Here is an 18,179-nt window from a genome sequence, read left to right as displayed (position 1 = left end):
CTCCTTCACGCGGCGCGCGCCATATGCCGCTTCCGCGCCTTGGTCCAAACGTCGGCAAATCGCAACGCCTGCTCTTCTGTAACATCGGGGCTGATCGAAACACGCATCGCCGAAGATGCGGCCTCGTCATCGAACCCCATGGCCCGCAGCACAAGGCTGGGCCGGACCTTTCCGCTTGAACATGCAGAACCCGCCGACACGGCAAATCCCGCAAGATCCATTTGCATCACCTGCGTTTCCCCCTTCCAACCGGGGGTCACGAGGCTGATCGTGTTGGGTAGACGCAATCCACCCTTCCCGACCGAGATAGTAACATCGGCATCCGCAAGCAATGCATCTTCCAGAACGTTTCTAATTTCTTCGACCCGGTCCCAGCACCCGTCGGCCAGATCACGCGCAGCCGCCTCGGCAGCCGCACCAAAACCGGCAATACCGGACAGGTTCTCGGTTCCCGCGCGCCAGCCCATTTCCTGCCCGCCGCCGCGCAATTGCGCCACAACATCGGTTCCGCGACGCATGACCAGCGCCCCGATCCCTTTGGGACCCCCGATCTTATGGGCAGATACCAACGCCATGCCACACCCCAGCCAGTTGAAGGCCAGGGGGATCTTGCCAAAGCCCTGTGTCAGATCGCTGACAGCCAGTCCTTCGGGCAGGCTTTGCAGAATGCCGGTTTCGGAGTTGGCAATCTGCAACGATGTGGCAGCCGGATCGACCACCTGCACTTTACCAGCCGCATCCGTCTGCAATTCGGAGCGGCACCAGGCCGAAACGGCCTCATGCTCCACCGCAGCGCATGCCAACCCGCGCCCTGCACAGGCCAGCGCCGCAGCCTCCGTGGCGCTGGACACGAAAATGATATCCGCCCCTTCGGCACCAAGGGCTGCGGCAACCTGCGCGCGCGCACGTTCCACCAATGCCTTGGCCTTGCGCCCTTCGGCATGGACCGAGGACGGGTTTCCCTGAATGTCGAATGACGCAACCATCGCCGCACGCGCCTCGGGGCGGATCGGCGTCGTCGCATTATAATCCAGATAGACCCGTTCCATGGCCATCAATCCTCGACCACGACACGGAAAAGGGCCGGAACGGCGGGGCAAGGCGTCATCTCGTTGCGCACGACATCCGACAGGCGGGTCTGATGCAGAAACACGTAGACCTGCGCCGACAGCCCTTCCCACAAGCGGTTCGTCATCGATTGCGCCCGGCTGCCGGAAATGCCGCCAGAGGCCCCCGCACCCATATGCATCGCGTTCACATGCTCATCTACCGCTTCCATGATCTCGCTAACGCGGATAGAGTCGGGGCTGCGGGCAAGCTTGTAACCACCGCCCGGCCCACGCACCGCCTCGACCAGCCCTGCACGGCGCAGCTTTACGAACAGCTGCTCCAGATAGGGCAATGATACATCTTGCCGTTTTGACACTTCGGCAAGGGATACCAGCTTTTCCCCGCTGTGAAGCGCGAGATCCACCAGCGCCACCATAGCATAACGGCCTTTGGTCGAGAGTTTCATTGGTATCCGCCCCGGATAGATTGACGTGCGGCCCTTGGCCGCTTACTTGCTTTCCAGCCCGAAGGTAACTGAATGTCAAGCCCTTTGGAATAGTTCTAAGTTATCCGAGCGTTTACGTCAACATTCGCCGGACCATAAAAAGGCGCCTAAATGCCCGAAGTAATTTTCGCCGGTCCCGAAGGACGGCTCGAAGGCCGGTATCACCCTCAGAAAGAGCGTGACGCCCCTATCGCCATCGTCTTGCACCCGCATCCGCAATTCGGCGGGTCGATGAACAACCGTGTCGTCTACAATCTGCATTATACGTTCTACAAACTGGGCTTCACCGTGCTTCGGTTCAATTTCCGTGGCGTGGGGCGTAGCCAGGGAGAGTATGATCAGGGCGTGGGCGAACTTTCGGATGCCGCCTCGGCGCTGGATTATCTTCAGTCGATGAACCAGAATGCAAAGCACTGCTGGGTTGCAGGGTTCTCGTTTGGCGCATGGATCGGGATGCAGCTTCTGATGCGTCGCCCTGAAATCACGGGATTCGTATCGGTGTCGCCGCCTGCCAACATGTACGACTTTTCTTTCCTGGCGCCCTGCCCGTCGTCCGGCCTGATCATCAACGGATCAGCCGACCGCGTGGCGCCGCCTGCCGATACCGTCAATCTGGTCAACAAACTGCACGAGCAGAAGGGGATCACCATCACCCATGATGTCGTGGAAGGTGCCGACCACTTCTTCAAGGATGACGAGGCCCATATGAACCCGATGATCGATACTGTCAGCGGCTATGTGAAGCGCCGCCTCGGGGAAACGAGCCGCTGATGACCGACCGCCTTTCGCAGCAGTTCACCTTTCTGCAAGAGGCGGATCGCCTGAAAACTGTGCTGCGGGCCAGCCGGCTTGCCGATGGCTCGCGGCGCGAGAATTCTGCCGAACACAGCTGGCACGTGGCGCTCTACGCCATGGTGCTGGCAGATCAGGCCCCCGCGGGCGTGGCACTGGACCGTGTGATCCGGATGCTGATCCTGCATGACATTGTCGAAATCGATACGGGCGACGTTCCGCTGCATGCCGGCGATGGCACGGCACATGACGCCGCAAGCCATGCCGAGGCCAAAGCCGCGGAACGGCTGTTCGGGCTTTTGCCCGCCGATCAGGCCGATGCATTCCGCGCGCTCTGGTCCGAATTCGAGGCGAACGAAACCCCCGACGCCCGTTTCGCCAAGGCGCTGGACCGCGTCCCCCCTGTCATGCTGAATATTGCCAATGGTGGCGGCTCATGGACCGAGTACGATGTCACGCTGGAACAATTCGACCAGCGGGTTGGCAGGAAAATCACCGGCGCGGCCCCCGGAATATGGAGCTGGATACGCCCGCGCGTGCTACAGTTCTTCACCGCCCGAGCCTGAGCTTTGTCTGTATACAGCCGCATACCGCGCTTCCCTTCCACCTAAACCTGCGTTAAACACGCATCGAAATTGCAACCAGCGAGGACCGCATGTCGAAGATCAAGGTAGCCAACCCCGTCGTGGAGCTCGACGGCGATGAGATGACCCGGATCATCTGGGATTTCATCAAGCAGAAGCTGATCCTGCCCTACTTGGACATTGATCTGAAGTACTACGATCTGGGTATCGAAGAGCGGGACCGCACGGACGACCAGATCACCATCGATGCTGCACATGCCATCAAGAAATACGGCGTAGGCGTCAAATGTGCGACGATCACGCCTGACGAACAGCGCGTCGAGGAGTTCGGCCTGAAGCAGATGTGGCGTTCGCCGAACGGCACGATCCGCAACATTCTGGGCGGTGTCATCTTCCGTGAGCCTATCCTGTGCCAGAACGTGCCGCGTCTTGTTCCGGGCTGGACCCAGCCGATCGTTGTCGGACGTCACGCATTCGGCGACCAGTACCGCGCAACGGACTTCCGCTTCCCCGGCAAAGGCAAGCTGACGATCAAGTTCGTCGGTGAAGACGGCGAAACGATCGAACGCGAAGTCTTTGATGCACCGAGCGCCGGTGTAACCATGGCGATGTACAACCTGGATGAATCGATCATCGATTTCGCCCGTGCATCGATGAACTACGGCCTTGTCAAAGGCTGGCCGGTTTACCTGTCCACCAAGAACACGATCCTCAAGGCCTATGACGGCCGCTTCAAGGACCTGTTCCAGAAGGTCTATGAAGAAGAGTTCGAAGAACAGTTCAAGAAGGCCGGTATCCATTACGAGCACCGCCTGATCGACGACATGGTTGCTTCGGCAATGAAATGGTCCGGTGGCTACGTCTGGGCGTGCAAGAACTACGATGGTGACGTGCAGTCCGATACGGTTGCGCAAGGCTTCGGTTCGCTTGGCCTGATGACCTCTGTTCTGATGACGCCCGATGGTCAGACCGTTGAAGCGGAAGCGGCCCACGGTACGGTGACCCGTCACTACCGTCAGCACCAGCAGGGCAAGGAAACTTCGACCAACTCCATCGCATCGATCTTTGCGTGGACCGGTGGTCTGAAGCACCGCGCCAAGCTGGACGACAACTCCGAGCTGTTGAACTTTGCCAACACGCTGGAAAAAGTCACGGTTCAGGCGGTCGAAGACGGCTTCATGACCAAGGATCTGGCGCTGCTCGTCGGTCCGGACCAGCAATGGCTGACCACGATGGGCTACCTTGAAAAGGTGGACGAGTACCTGAACAAGGCACTTTCCTGATAACAAAGGCCCGGAGGAAACTCCGGGCCTTTTTCTTCGTCACGTAACCGATACGCATCATGCCTATTCTACAGTCTCATGGGAGACGGGTATGGCAACGGCACTTTGGGTACGCAGCGACGGTTCCGGGCATGATGCCGCCGTATTGAGCGATAACGGTTCGGCATTGCACCTTGAGGGAATGGCCCTCTACCGGAAGCCGTGCCAGGCGAATGTGACCGTATCCTACGAATTGCAATCCCATCACTGCGGTCGGGTCCATGCGCGCATTGATGCCGAGGTAGACGGCCACCGCCAAGCCACTGTGATTGAACGTAGATCAGATGGCTGGTGGCTGGACGGGCGGCCCATGGGGCTTGCACACCTCCGGCACCTCCATCTCGGGTTCACTCCGGCAACACGGGTTGTCGAAATTCGGCGCAATGGCCCCGCCGTACAGCAACGCGTAGGCATCAGCGCCGTTTTCTTCGATCTGGAACACACGATCCTGACGGACATGTCGCAAAGCTACTGGCGACAGGATCCGTTGCACTACGACTATCACGCCCCCCTGCTGAACTGGTCAGGCCCCGTGCAGATTTCCGAGGACGGTTTCCTGCAGGCCCAGCCAAATCACTGGCAACGCGTGGCTTGAGGGAACCAGTCCCTCTCGGTTTCGTTATGATCCCGCAAAGCCGGAAATAAGGAGCCCCATCATGAACAGCATCATTTACATCGTCGGCCTCGTCGTGATCGTAGTCGCAATCCTTTCGTTCATCGGCATCGGCTGATCTGCTGGATGATCGCTGCGGGCATCGTGGCGTCCGAGAAGAAAAGAGCGGGCCATATAGGCACCGCTCTTTTTTCTTTTCCGGTCGTTTTGCCACAAGGTCTAGCCATCTGCGGCTCTTCGTTGTATCGGACACGCACAGCACACAGGGGAAACTCCGGATGGAACTCCGCAATATCGCGATCATCGCGCACGTCGACCATGGCAAAACCACATTGGTGGACGAGCTTCTAAAACAGTCCGGAGCCTTCCGCGACAACCAGGCCGTAGCCGAACGGGCTATGGACTCCAACGACATCGAACGGGAACGTGGTATCACGATCCTTGCAAAATGTACGTCCCTTGAATGGAACGGCACGCGCATCAACATCGTCGACACCCCGGGCCACGCCGATTTCGGTGGCGAGGTGGAGCGCATTCTCAGCATGGTTGATGGCGTTGTCCTTCTTGTGGACGCCGCTGAAGGCCCGATGCCTCAGACGAAATTCGTTACCTCCAAGGCTCTTGCCCTTGGTCTGCGCCCGATCGTGGTGCTGAACAAGGTCGACAAGGCCGACGCCGAGCCGGATCGCGCCCTGGATGAGGTTTTCGATCTGTTCGCCAACCTTGGCGCAGACGATAACCAGTTGGATTTCCCGACCATGTACGCTTCTGGCCGTTCGGGCTGGGCTGACATGGAACTGGACGGTCCGCGCAAGGATCTGTCGGCCCTGTTCGACCTGATCCTGAAGCACGTTCCCCAGCCCAAGCAGATTGCACGCCGGAGCGAGCCGTTCCAGATGCTGGCAACCACGCTGTCGGCCGACCCGTTCATCGGGCGCGTTCTGACCGGTCGCGTCGAAGCAGGCACCCTGCGCGCCGGCGACACGATCAAAGCCATGACCCGTGCGGGTGAGCGTATCGAACAGTTCCGCGTTTCCAAGGTTCTGGCCTACCGCGGTCTGGTCCAGACGCCGATCGACGCTGCCGAGGCAGGTGACATCGTTACGCTGGCCGGCATGACCAAGGCCACCGTTGCCGACACACTTTGCGATCTGTCTATCGACGTTCCGATCCCGGCACAGCCGATCGACCCGCCGACCATCTCGGTAACCTTCGGTATCAACGATTCGCCCCTCGCCGGCAAAGACGGCAGCAAGGTGCAATCGCGGGTAATCCGTGAGCGTCTGATGAAAGAAGCCGAAGTCAACGTTGCCATCAAGGTAACGGATACGACCGGTGGCGATGCATTCGACGTTGCCGGCCGCGGCGAACTGCAGATGGGCGTTCTGATCGAGAACATGCGCCGTGAAGGGTTCGAACTGTCGATCTCCCGCCCGCGCGTTCTGTTCACCGAAGAAGACGGTGTGCGCAAGGAGCCGATCGAAGAAGTCACCATCGACGTCGACGACGAATATACCGGTGCTGTCATCGAGAAACTGACAGGTCCGCGTAAGGGCGATCTGGTCGAGATGAAGCCTGCCGGTGCTGGCAAGACCCGCATCATCGCGCATGTTCCTTCGCGCGGTCTGATCGGCTACCACGGCCAGTTCATGACCGATACACGCGGAACGGGCGTGCTGAACCGTGTGTTCCTTGAATGGGCACCGCACAAGGGCCCGATCGAAGGCCGTCGCGCAGGCGTTCTGATCTCCATGGAAAGCGGCGTGTCCGTTGCCTATGCCATGTGGAAACTGGAAGACCGCGGCCACTTCTTCATCGGCGTTCAGGAGCCTGTCTACACGGGCATGATCATCGGTGAACATAACCGTGAAAACGATCTGGAAGTGAACCCGTTGAAGGGTAAGCAGCTGACCAACGTTCGCGCCTCGGGTACGGACGAAGCTGTTCGTCTGACAACCCCGGTGACGCTGTCGCTGGAACAGGCAATCGCCTATATCGATGATGACGAACTGGTAGAAGTGACGCCGAAGGCCATCCGCCTGCGCAAGCGTCACCTTGACCCGCATGAGCGCAAGCGTCACTCGCGCGCAGCCAGCTAATCGAAAAGCCGCCCCGAGGGGCGGCTTTTTTCATTCCAGTTCTTCAACAACCACAAGATCGCGGATCGAGGCGTTCTTTGCATGCTCCAAGGCCGCCTGATATTCGGCCGAGTTGTAGCACGCCATCGCCGCCTCGATTGACGGGAAGCGGATCACGACGTTCCGCTTCCTTTCCCGCCCTTCAAGCTGCACATAATTGCCGCTGCGATGCAAAAAGACCCCACCATGTGCCGCAATGGGCGCCCCTGCTGCGGATGCGTATTTCGCGTAGCTTTCGGCATCCGTCACTTCGATGTTGGTAATCCACAAGGCCGACATTCATTCCCCCAGTGCGGCTTCCACCGCTTTGACTGCTTCTTCGGCATTTGCCGCAGATCCGGCCCCGGCCTGCGCCATATCGGGCCGGCCGCCACCGCCTTTGCCACCAAGAGCCTCGGCAGCTGCCTTTACCAAGGTGACCGCTGACAGCCGATCCGTCAAATCCGCTGTCACCCCGGCTGCGAGTGCTGCCTTGCCACCGGTATCGGAAATCAGAAGCACGGCACCCGAACCGATCTGGGATTTCATCTCGTCGATCAACCCGGGAAGCTCTTTGCCCGATACACCCGACACGATGCGCGACATGAACTTCACGCCCGCGATCTCACGTGCCTCACCGGCTGCGCCGACCATGGCAGCTTCGCGTTTCACCTGTGCCAGTTCGTTCGTAAGGGCGCGACGTTCCTCGACCAAGGCGCGCGTCCGGTCAACGATGTCTGCGGGCGATGCCTTCAACAGGGCAGCCACATCCGTCACACGTTGCGCCTGTTCCTTCAGATAGGTCAGCGCACCCTCACCCGTCAGGGCCTCGATCCGGCGCACACCTGAGGAAGACGCGGAATCCCCGAGCAGCACAAACAGGCCGATCTCGCCCAAACGCGCCACATGGGTGCCGCCACAAAGCTCGAGACTATAGGTTTTTCCGTCCGTGCCTTTGCCTGATCCGATCCGCTGCCCCATGGAAACAACGCGAACCTCATCGCCATATTTTTCGCCGAACAGCGCCTGCGCGCCAAGTTCACGGGCATCGTCCGGTGCCATAACACGGGTCACGACTTCGCCATTCTGGCGAATCATCGCGTTCACCTCGGCTTCGACCGTGGCCATTTCATCGGCTGTAAGGCCCTTGCTATGGCTGAAATCAAACCGCAGACGATCAGGCGCATTCAAACTCCCACGTTGGGCGACATGATCCCCCAGCGTGCGCCGCAACGCCTCGTTCAGCAGGTGGGTCGCGGAGTGATTGGCCTCGATTGCGGCACGACGCGAATGATCGACAACCAGTTCGGCCCCCTGTCCCGTGCGGATTTCCCCTTCAGAGACCTCGGCACTGTGCAGGAACAGGCCGCGGCTGCGGCGTGTATCCGTGATCCGGGCGCGGCCCGTGGTGGTGCTGATGAAGCCCGCATCGCCGACCTGACCGCCACTCTCACCATAGAACGGGGTCTGGTTCAGAATGATCTGCACAGTCTGGCCCGGAATGGCCGCTTCAATTTCGGCACCTTCGGCAACGATGGCAAGAACCTGGCCTTCCGCAGCCTCGGTATCATAGCCCAGGAATTCGGTCGCCTCATGCTTGTCGGCCAGTTCGAACCAGATCGCGGCGTCTTTCGTTTCGCCGGAACCGGCCCAGGAACCGCCTGCCAGCGCCTTCTGCTCGGCCATTGCCGTGGCGAAGCCATCCGTATCGACCGTCCGCCCCTTTTCACGCAGGGCATCCTGCGTCAGGTCCAGCGGAAATCCATAGGTATCGTAGAGTTTGAAGGCTGTTGCCCCCGGCAAAACGGCGCCATCAGGCAGTCCGGCCAATTCTTCATCCAGAAGCTTCAGGCCACGATCCAGCGTCTGCCGGAATTTCGTTTCTTCCTGACGCAGTGTTTCCTCGATCAATGGCTGCGCGCGTGACAGTTCGGGATACGCCTCGCCCATCTGGCGAACCAATGCCGGAACCAGACGGTACATCAGCGGATCACGCGCGCCCAGCTGATGCGCATGACGCATGGCGCGGCGCATGATACGACGCAGAACATAGCCGCGACCCTCGCTGGATGGCATGACGCCGTCGGCCATAAGGAAAGAGGATGACCGCAAGTGGTCCGCGATCACGCGGTGATGCATCTTGCCCGAGCCGTCGGGATCGGTCGATGTGGCATTGGCGCTTGCCTCGATCAGGCTGCGCATCAAATCGGTGTCGTAGTTATCGTGCTTGCCCTGCAACAAGGCGCCGATCCGTTCCAGCCCCATGCCGGTGTCGATCGATTGCATATCCAGCGCGCGCATCGATCCGTCGGCAAATTGCTCGTTCTGCATGAAAACGAGGTTCCAGATCTCGATGAAACGATCACCGTCCTCATCCTTGGAGCCGGGGGGACCACCCCAGATCTTGTCGCCGTGGTCGAAAAAGATCTCCGAGCACGGACCACAAGGACCGGTCGGCCCCATAGACCAGAAATTGTCGTTTGTGGGAATGCGGATGATCCGGTCATCGCCCAGACCGGCGATTTTCTTCCAGAGACCCGCAGCTTCGTCATCGGTGTGATAGACAGTCACCAGAAGCTTGTCTTTGGGAATATCGAAATCGGTCGTCAGCAATTCCCATGCATTCGCGATCGCCTGCTCCTTGAAGTAATCGCCAAAGCTGAAATTGCCCATCATTTCAAAGAATGTATGGTGCCGTGCGGTATACCCCACATTGTCCAGATCGTTATGCTTGCCACCGGCCCGCACGCATTTCTGCGACGATGTCGCGCGAACATAATCGCGCTGTTCATTTCCGGTGAAGCAATCCTTGAACTGGACCATACCCGAGTTCGCGAACATCAAGGTTGGATCGTTGCGCGGCACCAATGGGCTGCTGGGAACGACCGTGTGGCCGTTCCGCGCAAAGAAATCTAGGAATGTGGATCGGATTTCGTTCAACGACGGCATGCGTGGGGCCCCTGTCTTGCGGTTACGATCCGTTTACCCGCCAGAGGCCCGCGCAACAAGGGGGCGTCAGTCTTCCGTCAGATCGTCGGCAGAAGGTTTGAAGCTGAGATCAAGGCCATGGGCGGCCCGGACCTTGTCCTCGATGCTGCGCGCACTGGCCGGATTGGCCCGCAGGAACTGCTTTGCGTTCTCACGTCCCTGCCCGATACGCTCGTCGCCAAAGGAGTACCACGAACCCGATTTCTCGACCACGCCAGCCTTGACCCCAAGATCCACCAGCTCACCCAGCTTGGAGATGCCTTCGCCATACATGATATCGAACTCCACCTCCTTGAATGGCGGGGCGACCTTGTTCTTGACGACCTTCACACGGGTAGAGTTTCCAACGACCTCGTCACGATCCTTGATCGCACCGGTACGGCGGATATCCAGACGGACGGAAGCATAGAACTTGAGCGCATTGCCCCCTGTCGTTGTTTCGGGGCTGCCGAACATGACGCCGATTTTCATGCGGATCTGGTTGATGAAGATGACCATGCAGTTGGAGCGGCCGATCGATGCGGTCAGCTTGCGCATTGCCTGGCTCATCAGACGGGCCTGGCTGCCCATCTGCATGTCACCCATATCACCTTCGATTTCAGCCTTCGGCGTCAGCGCCGCAACCGAATCGACGACGATCAGGTTCACCGCACCGGACCGGACCAGCGTGTCCACAATCTCCAGCGCCTGTTCACCTGTATCGGGCTGCGAGATAAGCAGTTCATCCAGATTCACGCCCAGCTTTTTCGCATAAGCGGGATCAAGGGCATGTTCCGCGTCCACAAAGGCGCAGACACCACCGGACTTCTGCTCTTCAGCCACGACATGCAGCGTCAGCGTTGTCTTGCCCGAGCTTTCCGGGCCGTAGATTTCGATGATCCGTCCCTTGGGCAGGCCGCCAATTCCAAGCGCGATATCAAGACCCAGCGATCCGGTCGAGGTTGCCTCAACATCCATCACGGCATTATCTTGCCCTAGCTTCATGATCGAGCCCTTGCCGAACTGCCGTTCGATCTGAGCCAATGCGCTTTCCAACGCCTTTGCCTTATCCATTTCGCGCTTTCCGTTCGATTCAAAGAGGTTCGCAGTTGCCATCGAAATCCCTTTTCGCACAGGCTACAAGCACCGGCAATCGGGCTTGATATTCTCTTTTTGTTCCTATGCTATATGGGCAAGCGGACCCGAGATAGCAAGGGTTTTCATCAAATTGATCTTTTTGCCAAAATGCTTAAGCAATACTTAAATGACGATGCGCTTCACGAAGGAATCAGACGATGTTAGTTTTTTGGGAACAGCGGCTTGTTTTCCTCTCGACGCCGAAAACAGGGTCAACAGCCATCGAAAGCGCGCTTGAATCGCTTTCCGCGATTGCGGTCACGCGGCCGCCGGTGCTGAAACATACCACCGTCCATCGCTACCGCCGGTTTATCGGCCCCTATCTGCGCGCAACCTCGGGTGCCGATTTCGAAACCGTGGCCCTGATGCGAGAACCGCGCGACTGGCTGGGAAGCTGGTTCCGCTATCGCACACGCAATTCCGTCAGTGCGGAAAAGGGAACCCAGGGGCTAACGTTTGAACAGTTCGTTACGGCCTACGCCTCGGAGGACAAGCCTGCCTTTGCCGATGTCGGATCGCAGGAGCGTTTTCTCCGCCCCCGCAATGGCGAAGGGATCGATCATCTGTTCCGCTACGAGGATATCGACAGCTTCGTCGCCTTTCTCGAAGACCGGCTGGATTGCGCGATCACCCTGCCCCGCTTGAACGTTTCGCCCCCCGGTGCCCTAGATCTTTCGCCCGAAGGCGAAGCCCTTTTGCAGCAGGCCTGCGTGAAGGATTACGAGATGTATGCCTCGATCAACTCAATTGGCGCTGCACCGTCATCGTCAGATCATTGAGAGAGAAGGGTTTTGGCAGGAATACCGAATTGGTGAACTGCGCCTGTTCGTCGGCAAAGGCCTCTTCGGCATAGCCGGATACGAAGATGATATGTGCATCGGGACGGTCCTGCAGCGCCCGGCGCACCCATGACGGGCCATCAAGGCCCGGCATGACCACGTCGGTAACGAACAGATCGACATGCAGCGACGTGTCGGCCAGCAAAGCCAGCGCTTCCTCCCCGCTCCCCGCCTCCAACACGGTATAGCCGCGCAGTCGCAGGGCGCGGGACGCGAATGCACGCACCGGGGCTTCATCTTCCACCAGAAGCACGACGCCATCACCAGGGCGGAACTTGGGCGTGACAACGGCAAGCGGCTCGGTCGTCTCGGGCATGTCGTAACTGCGCGGCAACAGGATGTGGAACGTACTGCCGATCCCGAGAATACTGTCGACAAAGATGAAGCCACCCGTCTGCTTGACGATCCCGTAAACGGTGGAAAGCCCGAGGCCGGTCCCTTCCCCCTGACGTTTGGTAGTAAAGAACGGCTCGAATATCTTTTCCAGCTGATCGGCAGGAATACCCACCCCTTTGTCGATCACACGAATGACAGAATAATCACCCGGCGGCACCACCGCACGATTGCGGCGCAATTCCTGCGTCAGCGCCATGCTGTCGGTTTCGATCAGGATTTCCCCGCCCGACATCATCGCATCGCGGGCGTTGACGACAAGGTTCATGATCACCTGTTCCAGCTGACGCCGGTCGGCATTGACGCGCCCCGCCCCCGAGGCATTCGACAGGCACAGCCGAACACGCTCTCCAACCAGGCGGTTCAGAAGGTGCGTCAGGTCCGACAGCACATCCGTCAGATCCAGCGTTTCCAGCTTTTGCGTCTGCTTGCGCGAAAATGCCAGCAGCTGCCCCACAAGGCTGGCTGCCCGATTGGCGTTCTGGTGGATCTGCATAAGATCCGAATATTCAGGATCATCCTGGTCGTGCCGCAACAACAAAAGATCGCAGTGCCCGGAAATAGCTGTCAGCAGATTGTTGAAATCATGCGCAATTCCCCCGGCAAGCTGCCCGATGGCCTGCATTTTCTGGCTCTGATTGAACTGCGCCTCCAGCGTCTTGACGGCTGTTGCATCAATCAGAACGGCCATCACCATCGGATTGCCGTTCGACGTCATGCGTCGTAGCGTCACCTGCAGGAAGCTGTCGGCCGTGGCCCGTTTGACACGCAAGACCTCGCTTGCAGGCGGAATACGACCAACCACCACGTCATGCAGCCAGGTGCTGACCGAACGCCCCAACCCCTCCAGCAGATCGGCAATCCCCGCAGGTTCACCGGATGGAATTAGAAGCTGTTCCCGCGCCAAAGCGTTCGCGCTCAGAAGCGTCCCGTCCATGGCGAAAGTAACGATCGAGAGCGGAATATCCTCGAAGAACCGTTCCAGCAGGGGCGCTTCGGCAGTTCCGTCCCCGGTGACCGCCAATGTGGAATCGGCGCAGCTCAACCGCTCTTCGATCCGCCAGAAATAGCGATCCACCCCGGCGGCATGAACGGACAGGCGAGCCTGCCGGGTATGCATCACCACATCTTCATAGGCGGAACCGACGCGGCTGGCCTGCGCCTGCAACCGGTACAGCACCGATGCCGGTGCGGCAAACAATGTGGACAATGCGGGCACGGGACCGCGATCCTCGACCTTGCCGACGCGGGCACGGGCCGCTGCGTTGACCCAGACGATCCGGCCATCCCCTGCCGTGGAAAAGCACATCGAGGGATCCCCCTCGGCCATCCGCTGCAAGGCAAGGCGCAACGTCCGCTCTCGCATCATGCGGACAGTGTACAGACAGGCGGCACCGAACGACAGCGTCCATAGCGTCAGCGTTACGGCAAGCGCCGCCTCGATCAGGCGAAAACTGCCTGCCGTGACGGTGACGACCAACGCCACCGCCCCACCCGCCAGCATGGCGACAATCCAGAAACCATAGATCCGCGAGAATGGCATTGTACGTCCGGGATATCTCATGCCAGTGGCGTCGCAGGAATTGATTAACTGTCGGTTAATCCTGTTTCTACGCAGAGTTATGCCTGCCGCTGCAACAGTGAAACAAAGAAACCGTCACCACCGTCCAGCGGTGTAAGCGTTCGGGTCGAAACGACCTTCCAATCGGGATTGCCTGATAGAAACGCCTCGATACGATCCTTGTTTTCCACATCCAGCAGCGAGCATGTCGCATAGGCCAGATAGCCACCCGGCTGGACCGCCCCGCGAACCTGCTTCAGGATGGCATCCTGTATCCCCGTCAACTCGTTCAGACGCTCCGGTGTCAGGGCCCACTTCCCCTCAGGAGAGCGCCGCCAGCTCCCCGAACCGGAACATGGCGCATCTACCAGCACCAGATCGTAGGTTTCGCTCAGCGCGGCAGCCGTATCCAGATAGCCGACACGAACGCCCGCACGTTCGGCCCGCACCCGGAAATCGGCCATGCGCCGCGGCACGGAATCATGGGCCACCAGCTTCAACCGTGCCCGTGTCGCCATGGCCAGGGTCTTGCCGCCGCCGCCCGCGCAGAAATCCAGAACGCGGTCATTGTCAGCCAGCGGCAAAAGCTCCACCACCGCCTGCGAGGCCGCATCCTGCAGCTCGACCTTGCCCGAGGCATAGGCCTTGGACTGGAGGATCTTGCGCGCGCCTTCTTTCACTTCCAGCGCCTTGGCAGCCAGCGGGTGCGGTTCGGTCATGATCCCTTCGGCAGCTAGGGCCTTGCGAACAGCCTCGACATTGCCGACTGCGCGCAGAAACACCGGCGCGCGATGGCGCAGTGCCTCCATGACGGGCGCAAAATCACCTCCCAGCGAGGATTCAAGCTGTGCGGCCAGCCATTCAGGACAATCCAGAGCTGCCCCGCCCTCGGGGGTATGGCCGGTCTCATCTTCGGCCACAGGGGCCGGGGCGTGGCCCTCACCGGTAAACATCCCGACCGGATCCTCCCCCCGCGCCCGCAGACCACCAAGGATCAGCCCGCGCCCCGTTTCCGAACCGCCAAGGGCCGCAAAACTGCGACGGCAGCGAATGGCGTCGAACACAAGATCACGTACGGCATTACGGTCACCAGACCCTGCAAAACGGCTGGCGCGAGCCCAGTTCACAAGGGCCTTTTCAGCGGGAACTCCGGCCAGCCAGCGGTCAAGGATCTCGATTGATGCAGATAGACGGGCGGCGGGGGTCATCATGGCCTCATGCGTTATAAGGCCCTGCCCATATCCCACCTCGCCCCTGCTGTCACGTCTGGCTACGGATTTGCCTTGGTTCTGCGGCAAAAAGGCTTCCCGTATGCGGATGTCCGGTTAACCTGTTCAACCGAATTAAAATCGCTTATGCGGACGCCGCGAAGGGATATCTGCCATGGATGAAGAAATTATCGCCCGCTGCGAAGCCAAGGGCCTGCGTATGACAGAGCAACGCCGCACCATTGCGCGCGTGATCGGCACGTCGAACGATCATCCTGATGTGGAGGAGCTTTATGCCCGTGCGCTGGCCCTTGATCCGCGCATTTCCCTGGCGACCGTCTATCGCACGGTTAAGCTGTTCGAGGAATCCGGGATATTGGACCGGCTGGAGTTCCAGGACGGCCGCGCGCGTTACGAGGATGCGGAACGTGACCATCACGACCATCTGATCGACCTCTATTCCGGCAAGGTCATCGAATTCGTCGATCCTGAAATTGAGGCATTGCAGGAAAAAATCGCACAGAAGCTGGGCTATACCCTGAAGGGCCATCGGCTGGAACTCTACGGCGTTCCGCTGAAGAAGACCTGAAACAGGCTTTCCAGACGTTCATTGGCGGGCTAGACAACTTCCAGACCTAATAGGAGGACTGTCATGAGCACGATTATTGATATTCACGCGCGTGAAATTCTGGACAGCCGCGGTAACCCGACGATCGAGGTTGACGTGACGCTGGAAAGCGGCGCGATGGGCCGTGCGGCAGTGCCATCGGGCGCCTCGACCGGCGCGCATGAGGCGGTGGAACGTCGCGACGGCGACAAATCCCGCTACATGGGCAAGGGCGTTCTGGAAGCCGTCGCAGCCGTCAACGGCGAGCTGGCCGAAGAGCTGATCGGCTTCGACGCGACAGACCAGATCGGCATCGACCGCACGATGATCGAGATGGACGGCACGCCGAACAAGGCGCGCCTGGGCGCGAACGCGATCCTCGGCGTATCGCTGGCGGTTGCAAAGGCTGCGGCCGAGGTTACCGGTCAGCCGCTGTTCCGTTATGTCGGCGGCACATCCGCCCGCATGCTGCCGGTTCCGATGATGAACATCATCAATGGCGGCGAGCATGCCGACAACCCGATCGACATTCAGGAATTCATGATCATGCCGGTTTCGGCTGAGAATATCCGCGATGCCGTACGCATGGGCTCCGAGGTGTTCCACACACTGAAGAAAGAGCTTTCGGCAGCTGGCCTGTCCACAGGTATCGGGGATGAGGGCGGCTTTGCACCCAACATTAGCTCTACCCGAGACGCGCTTGATTTCATTCTGAAATCGATCGAGAAGGCCGGATATAAACCGGGTGAGGATATCTACCTTGCACTGGATTGCGCCTCGACCGAATACTTCAAGGACGGTCGCTACAACATGAAGGGCGAAGGCAAGGTTCTGACTTCGGCCGAGAATGTCGATTACCTTGCAGAACTCTGCGCAGACTATCCCATCATTTCCATCGAGGACGGCTGCGCCGAAGACGACTGGGAAGGCTGGAAATTGTTGACGGACCGTTTGGGCAGCAAGATCCAGCTGGTCGGGGACGATCTGTTCGTCACCAACCCCAAGCGTCTTGCCGAAGGTATCGCCAAAGGCTGCGGCAACTCGATGCTGGTCAAGGTCAACCAGATCGGCACGCTGACCGAAACACTGGCAGCCGTCGATATGGCGCACCGCGCAGGCTACACCAATGTCATGTCCCACCGCTCGGGCGAGACTGAAGACAGCACGATCGCCGATCTTGCTGTTGCCACGAACTGCGGCCAGATCAAGACAGGCTCCCTGGCCCGTTCGGACCGGTTGGCAAAGTACAACCAGTTGATCCGGATCGAGGAAATGCTGGGCGCGGTGGCGGAATACGCCGGCCGTTCCATCCTGAAGTCTTAAGACCTCTGCCCGCCGCCCGCACCCCTGATGCGGGCGGCGGCATCACATGCTGATCCGCCCCCCTGTGACCGCCACAGGAACCCCCGTGGTCAGCGGTGCCGACAGCGGCATGCCCCGTGCAGATCGAACTGCCAGATAGGCAAAGGCCTGCGCCTCCAGCATATCGCCATCAAGACCCATCGCCTCGACAGGATGCACATCCAGCCCCGTCCGCTGGGCAATCATCTGCATCAACGTCGCATTATGCCGCCCGCCCCCTGTTACCAGCAGTCTGGCCACAGGCACCGGAAAATGCGGGAGCGCCGCCGCCACGGCCACGGCAATACCGGCGGTCAATGTCGCGCAGACATCCGCATCAGATCCCGTCACTGCCGCAAGGCTGTGCCTGAAATCATCCCGGTCCAGCGATTTGGGGGGCACCCTATCGAAGTAGTCATGCCGGACGAATTGCGCCAGAAATGCCTCATCCGCGTGCCCCTCCGCCGCCAGCTTTCCGCCTTCGTCGTAATCAAGCCCGCGCCGGGCCCGCATCATATCGTTGACCGGGGCATTCGCGGGGCCGGTATCAAAGGCAAGAATGGCCCCTGCGCTTTCGGGGGCAGCATGCCGTGGATCCAGCCATGTGACATTGCCCACACCGCCCAGATTCAGGATGGCAACAGGCGCTGCCTCATTGGCCCATTGAGCGCAGGCAAAGTGGAAAAACGGCGCAAGCGGGGCCCCTTGCCCCCCCGCTGCCACATCCGCACTGCGGAAATCCCAGACGACGGGCCGGCCAAGCGCCGCAGATAGCACCTGCCCCGAACCTGTCTGCAGGGTGCCGCGGCCTGCCGGATCATGCGCCAATGTCTGCCCGTGAAAACCGATGATATCCGCCTGCGGAAACTTCGCCAGAACCTCGATATGCGCGGCCTCCACCACCTGTGCCGCGGCAAGCACGGCATCGCCGTCCCACTGGCCCAGGGCGGCGCGGATCACCTCGCGTTCGGCATCGGTATAGGCGCGATATGCCGTGGCTCCGAATTCGTAGATCCGCTCTCCATCGGTCAGCACCATGGCGGCATCGACCCCGTCCAGCGACGTACCGGACATCGCCCCAAGCGCCCAGACAGGTCCGGAATTCAACATGGCCAATCCCCATTATCACCGTTATACGAAAGA

General features: G+C 59.8%; 16 protein-coding genes. 8 read left to right on the top strand and 8 right to left on the bottom strand.

Annotation, left to right across the window (positions count from 1 at the left end):
* Positions 1–5 precede the first annotated feature (5 nt).
* Both TR36_RS08165 and TR36_RS08160 read right to left on the bottom strand, forming a co-directional pair.
* Positions 6–1,049, bottom strand: a complete 1,044-nt coding sequence (locus TR36_RS08165; protein WP_062763012.1) for a cysteine desulfurase family protein — start codon at positions 1,047–1,049, stop codon at positions 6–8.
* Positions 1,050–1,054: 5 nt separating this feature from the next.
* The gene (locus tag TR36_RS08160; protein ID WP_062762980.1) at positions 1,055–1,516 is read right to left on the bottom strand and encodes an Rrf2 family transcriptional regulator; all 462 of its coding nucleotides are present in this window, start codon (positions 1,514–1,516) and stop codon (positions 1,055–1,057) included.
* A gap of 150 nt (positions 1,517–1,666) precedes the next feature.
* Between TR36_RS08160 and TR36_RS08155 the strand changes: the two genes are divergently transcribed.
* The 5 genes from TR36_RS08155 (at position 1,667) to typA (ending at position 6,965) form a co-directional block, all read left to right on the top strand.
* Entirely contained in the window at positions 1,667–2,326 is a 660-nt protein-coding gene (locus TR36_RS08155) for an alpha/beta hydrolase (protein ID WP_045390161.1), read from the top strand.
* Positions 2,326–2,913, top strand: coding sequence for an HD family hydrolase (locus TR36_RS08150; protein WP_045390164.1), 588 nt, complete (start codon positions 2,326–2,328; stop codon positions 2,911–2,913). The genes TR36_RS08155 and TR36_RS08150 overlap by 1 nt, the downstream gene beginning before the upstream one ends.
* A gap of 89 nt (positions 2,914–3,002) precedes the next feature.
* Positions 3,003–4,214 (top strand): NADP-dependent isocitrate dehydrogenase, encoded by a 1,212-nt coding sequence (locus TR36_RS08145; protein ID WP_045390168.1) that lies wholly within the window; start codon positions 3,003–3,005, stop codon positions 4,212–4,214.
* Between the two features lie 91 nt (positions 4,215–4,305).
* Entirely contained in the window at positions 4,306–4,848 is a 543-nt protein-coding gene (locus TR36_RS08140) for a putative glycolipid-binding domain-containing protein (RefSeq protein WP_045390171.1), read from the top strand.
* Between the two features lie 296 nt (positions 4,849–5,144).
* Positions 5,145–6,965 (top strand): translational GTPase TypA, encoded by a 1,821-nt coding sequence (typA, locus tag TR36_RS08135; protein WP_045390174.1) that lies wholly within the window; start codon positions 5,145–5,147, stop codon positions 6,963–6,965.
* A gap of 30 nt (positions 6,966–6,995) precedes the next feature.
* Here typA and TR36_RS08130 read toward each other — a convergent pair whose 3' ends face one another.
* The 3 genes from TR36_RS08130 to recA form a co-directional block, all read right to left on the bottom strand.
* Positions 6,996–7,283 (bottom strand): DUF1330 domain-containing protein, encoded by a 288-nt coding sequence (locus TR36_RS08130; RefSeq protein WP_045390176.1) that lies wholly within the window; start codon positions 7,281–7,283, stop codon positions 6,996–6,998.
* Entirely contained in the window at positions 7,284–9,932 is a 2,649-nt protein-coding gene (gene alaS, locus TR36_RS08125; RefSeq protein ID WP_045390178.1) for an alanine--tRNA ligase, read from the bottom strand.
* Between the two features lie 66 nt (positions 9,933–9,998).
* Complete coding sequence (recA, locus tag TR36_RS08120; RefSeq protein ID WP_045390180.1) at positions 9,999–11,066, bottom strand: recombinase RecA; 1,068 nt, start codon at positions 11,064–11,066, stop codon at positions 9,999–10,001.
* Between the two features lie 179 nt (positions 11,067–11,245).
* On the opposite strand from recA, the gene TR36_RS08115 reads away from it, so the two are divergent.
* Positions 11,246–11,866: a hypothetical protein gene (locus tag TR36_RS08115; protein WP_062762978.1), complete on the top strand. Its 621-nt coding sequence runs from the start codon at positions 11,246–11,248 to the stop codon at positions 11,864–11,866.
* Here TR36_RS08115 and TR36_RS08110 read toward each other — a convergent pair.
* Both TR36_RS08110 and TR36_RS08105 read right to left on the bottom strand, forming a co-directional pair.
* Positions 11,826–13,862 (bottom strand): ATP-binding protein, encoded by a 2,037-nt coding sequence (locus tag TR36_RS08110; protein WP_062762976.1) that lies wholly within the window; start codon positions 13,860–13,862, stop codon positions 11,826–11,828. The two genes, TR36_RS08115 and TR36_RS08110, sit on opposite strands and share 41 nt — an antisense overlap.
* Before the next feature lie 77 nt (positions 13,863–13,939).
* The gene (locus tag TR36_RS08105) at positions 13,940–15,088 is read right to left on the bottom strand and encodes an RsmB/NOP family class I SAM-dependent RNA methyltransferase (protein WP_045390184.1); all 1,149 of its coding nucleotides are present in this window, start codon (positions 15,086–15,088) and stop codon (positions 13,940–13,942) included.
* 175 nt (positions 15,089–15,263) lie between these two features.
* On the opposite strand from TR36_RS08105, the gene TR36_RS08100 reads away from it, so the two are divergent.
* The gene (locus TR36_RS08100; protein ID WP_062762974.1) at positions 15,264–15,677 is read left to right on the top strand and encodes a Fur family transcriptional regulator; all 414 of its coding nucleotides are present in this window, start codon (positions 15,264–15,266) and stop codon (positions 15,675–15,677) included.
* A 63-nt stretch (positions 15,678–15,740) separates the two neighbouring features.
* A complete protein-coding gene (eno, locus tag TR36_RS08095; protein WP_045390188.1) occupies positions 15,741–17,018 on the top strand; it encodes a phosphopyruvate hydratase in 1,278 nt (425 codons plus the stop codon).
* A 42-nt stretch (positions 17,019–17,060) separates the two neighbouring features.
* Here the strand turns inward: eno and TR36_RS08090 are convergent, their stop codons facing one another.
* Positions 17,061–18,146 (bottom strand): anhydro-N-acetylmuramic acid kinase, encoded by a 1,086-nt coding sequence (locus TR36_RS08090; protein WP_045390190.1) that lies wholly within the window; start codon positions 18,144–18,146, stop codon positions 17,061–17,063.
* Positions 18,147–18,179 lie beyond the last annotated feature (33 nt).

The organism is Falsirhodobacter sp. alg1 (assembly GCF_000739715.2).
In the GTDB taxonomy this organism is placed as follows: Bacteria; Pseudomonadota; Alphaproteobacteria; order Rhodobacterales; family Rhodobacteraceae; genus Falsirhodobacter.
The sequence above is the reverse complement of the archived record's forward strand: the minus strand, read 5'-3'. Positions and strand labels throughout refer to the sequence as shown.

What these genes read in the sequence shown, in the direction of transcription:
- TR36_RS08165 (WP_062763012.1), bottom strand. Translation starts at nt 1,049, where the DNA reads ATGGAACGGGTCTATCTGGATTATAATGCGACGACGCCGATCCGCCCC.
- TR36_RS08160 (WP_062762980.1), bottom strand. Translation starts at nt 1,516, where the DNA reads ATGAAACTCTCGACCAAAGGCCGTTATGCTATGGTGGCGCTGGTGGAT.
- TR36_RS08155 (WP_045390161.1), top strand. Translation starts at nt 1,667, where the DNA reads ATGCCCGAAGTAATTTTCGCCGGTCCCGAAGGACGGCTCGAAGGCCGG.
- TR36_RS08150 (WP_045390164.1), top strand. Translation starts at nt 2,326, where the DNA reads ATGACCGACCGCCTTTCGCAGCAGTTCACCTTTCTGCAAGAGGCGGAT.
- TR36_RS08145 (WP_045390168.1), top strand. Translation starts at nt 3,003, where the DNA reads ATGTCGAAGATCAAGGTAGCCAACCCCGTCGTGGAGCTCGACGGCGAT.
- TR36_RS08140 (WP_045390171.1), top strand. Translation starts at nt 4,306, where the DNA reads ATGGCAACGGCACTTTGGGTACGCAGCGACGGTTCCGGGCATGATGCC.
- typA (WP_045390174.1), top strand. Translation starts at nt 5,145, where the DNA reads ATGGAACTCCGCAATATCGCGATCATCGCGCACGTCGACCATGGCAAA.
- TR36_RS08130 (WP_045390176.1), bottom strand. Translation starts at nt 7,283, where the DNA reads ATGTCGGCCTTGTGGATTACCAACATCGAAGTGACGGATGCCGAAAGC.
- alaS (WP_045390178.1), bottom strand. Translation starts at nt 9,932, where the DNA reads ATGCCGTCGTTGAACGAAATCCGATCCACATTCCTAGATTTCTTTGCG.
- recA (WP_045390180.1), bottom strand. Translation starts at nt 11,066, where the DNA reads ATGGCAACTGCGAACCTCTTTGAATCGAACGGAAAGCGCGAAATGGAT.
- TR36_RS08115 (WP_062762978.1), top strand. Translation starts at nt 11,246, where the DNA reads ATGTTAGTTTTTTGGGAACAGCGGCTTGTTTTCCTCTCGACGCCGAAA.
- TR36_RS08110 (WP_062762976.1), bottom strand. Translation starts at nt 13,862, where the DNA reads ATGCCATTCTCGCGGATCTATGGTTTCTGGATTGTCGCCATGCTGGCG.
- TR36_RS08105 (WP_045390184.1), bottom strand. Translation starts at nt 15,088, where the DNA reads ATGACCCCCGCCGCCCGTCTATCTGCATCAATCGAGATCCTTGACCGC.
- TR36_RS08100 (WP_062762974.1), top strand. Translation starts at nt 15,264, where the DNA reads ATGGATGAAGAAATTATCGCCCGCTGCGAAGCCAAGGGCCTGCGTATG.
- eno (WP_045390188.1), top strand. Translation starts at nt 15,741, where the DNA reads ATGAGCACGATTATTGATATTCACGCGCGTGAAATTCTGGACAGCCGC.
- TR36_RS08090 (WP_045390190.1), bottom strand. Translation starts at nt 18,146, where the DNA reads ATGTTGAATTCCGGACCTGTCTGGGCGCTTGGGGCGATGTCCGGTACG.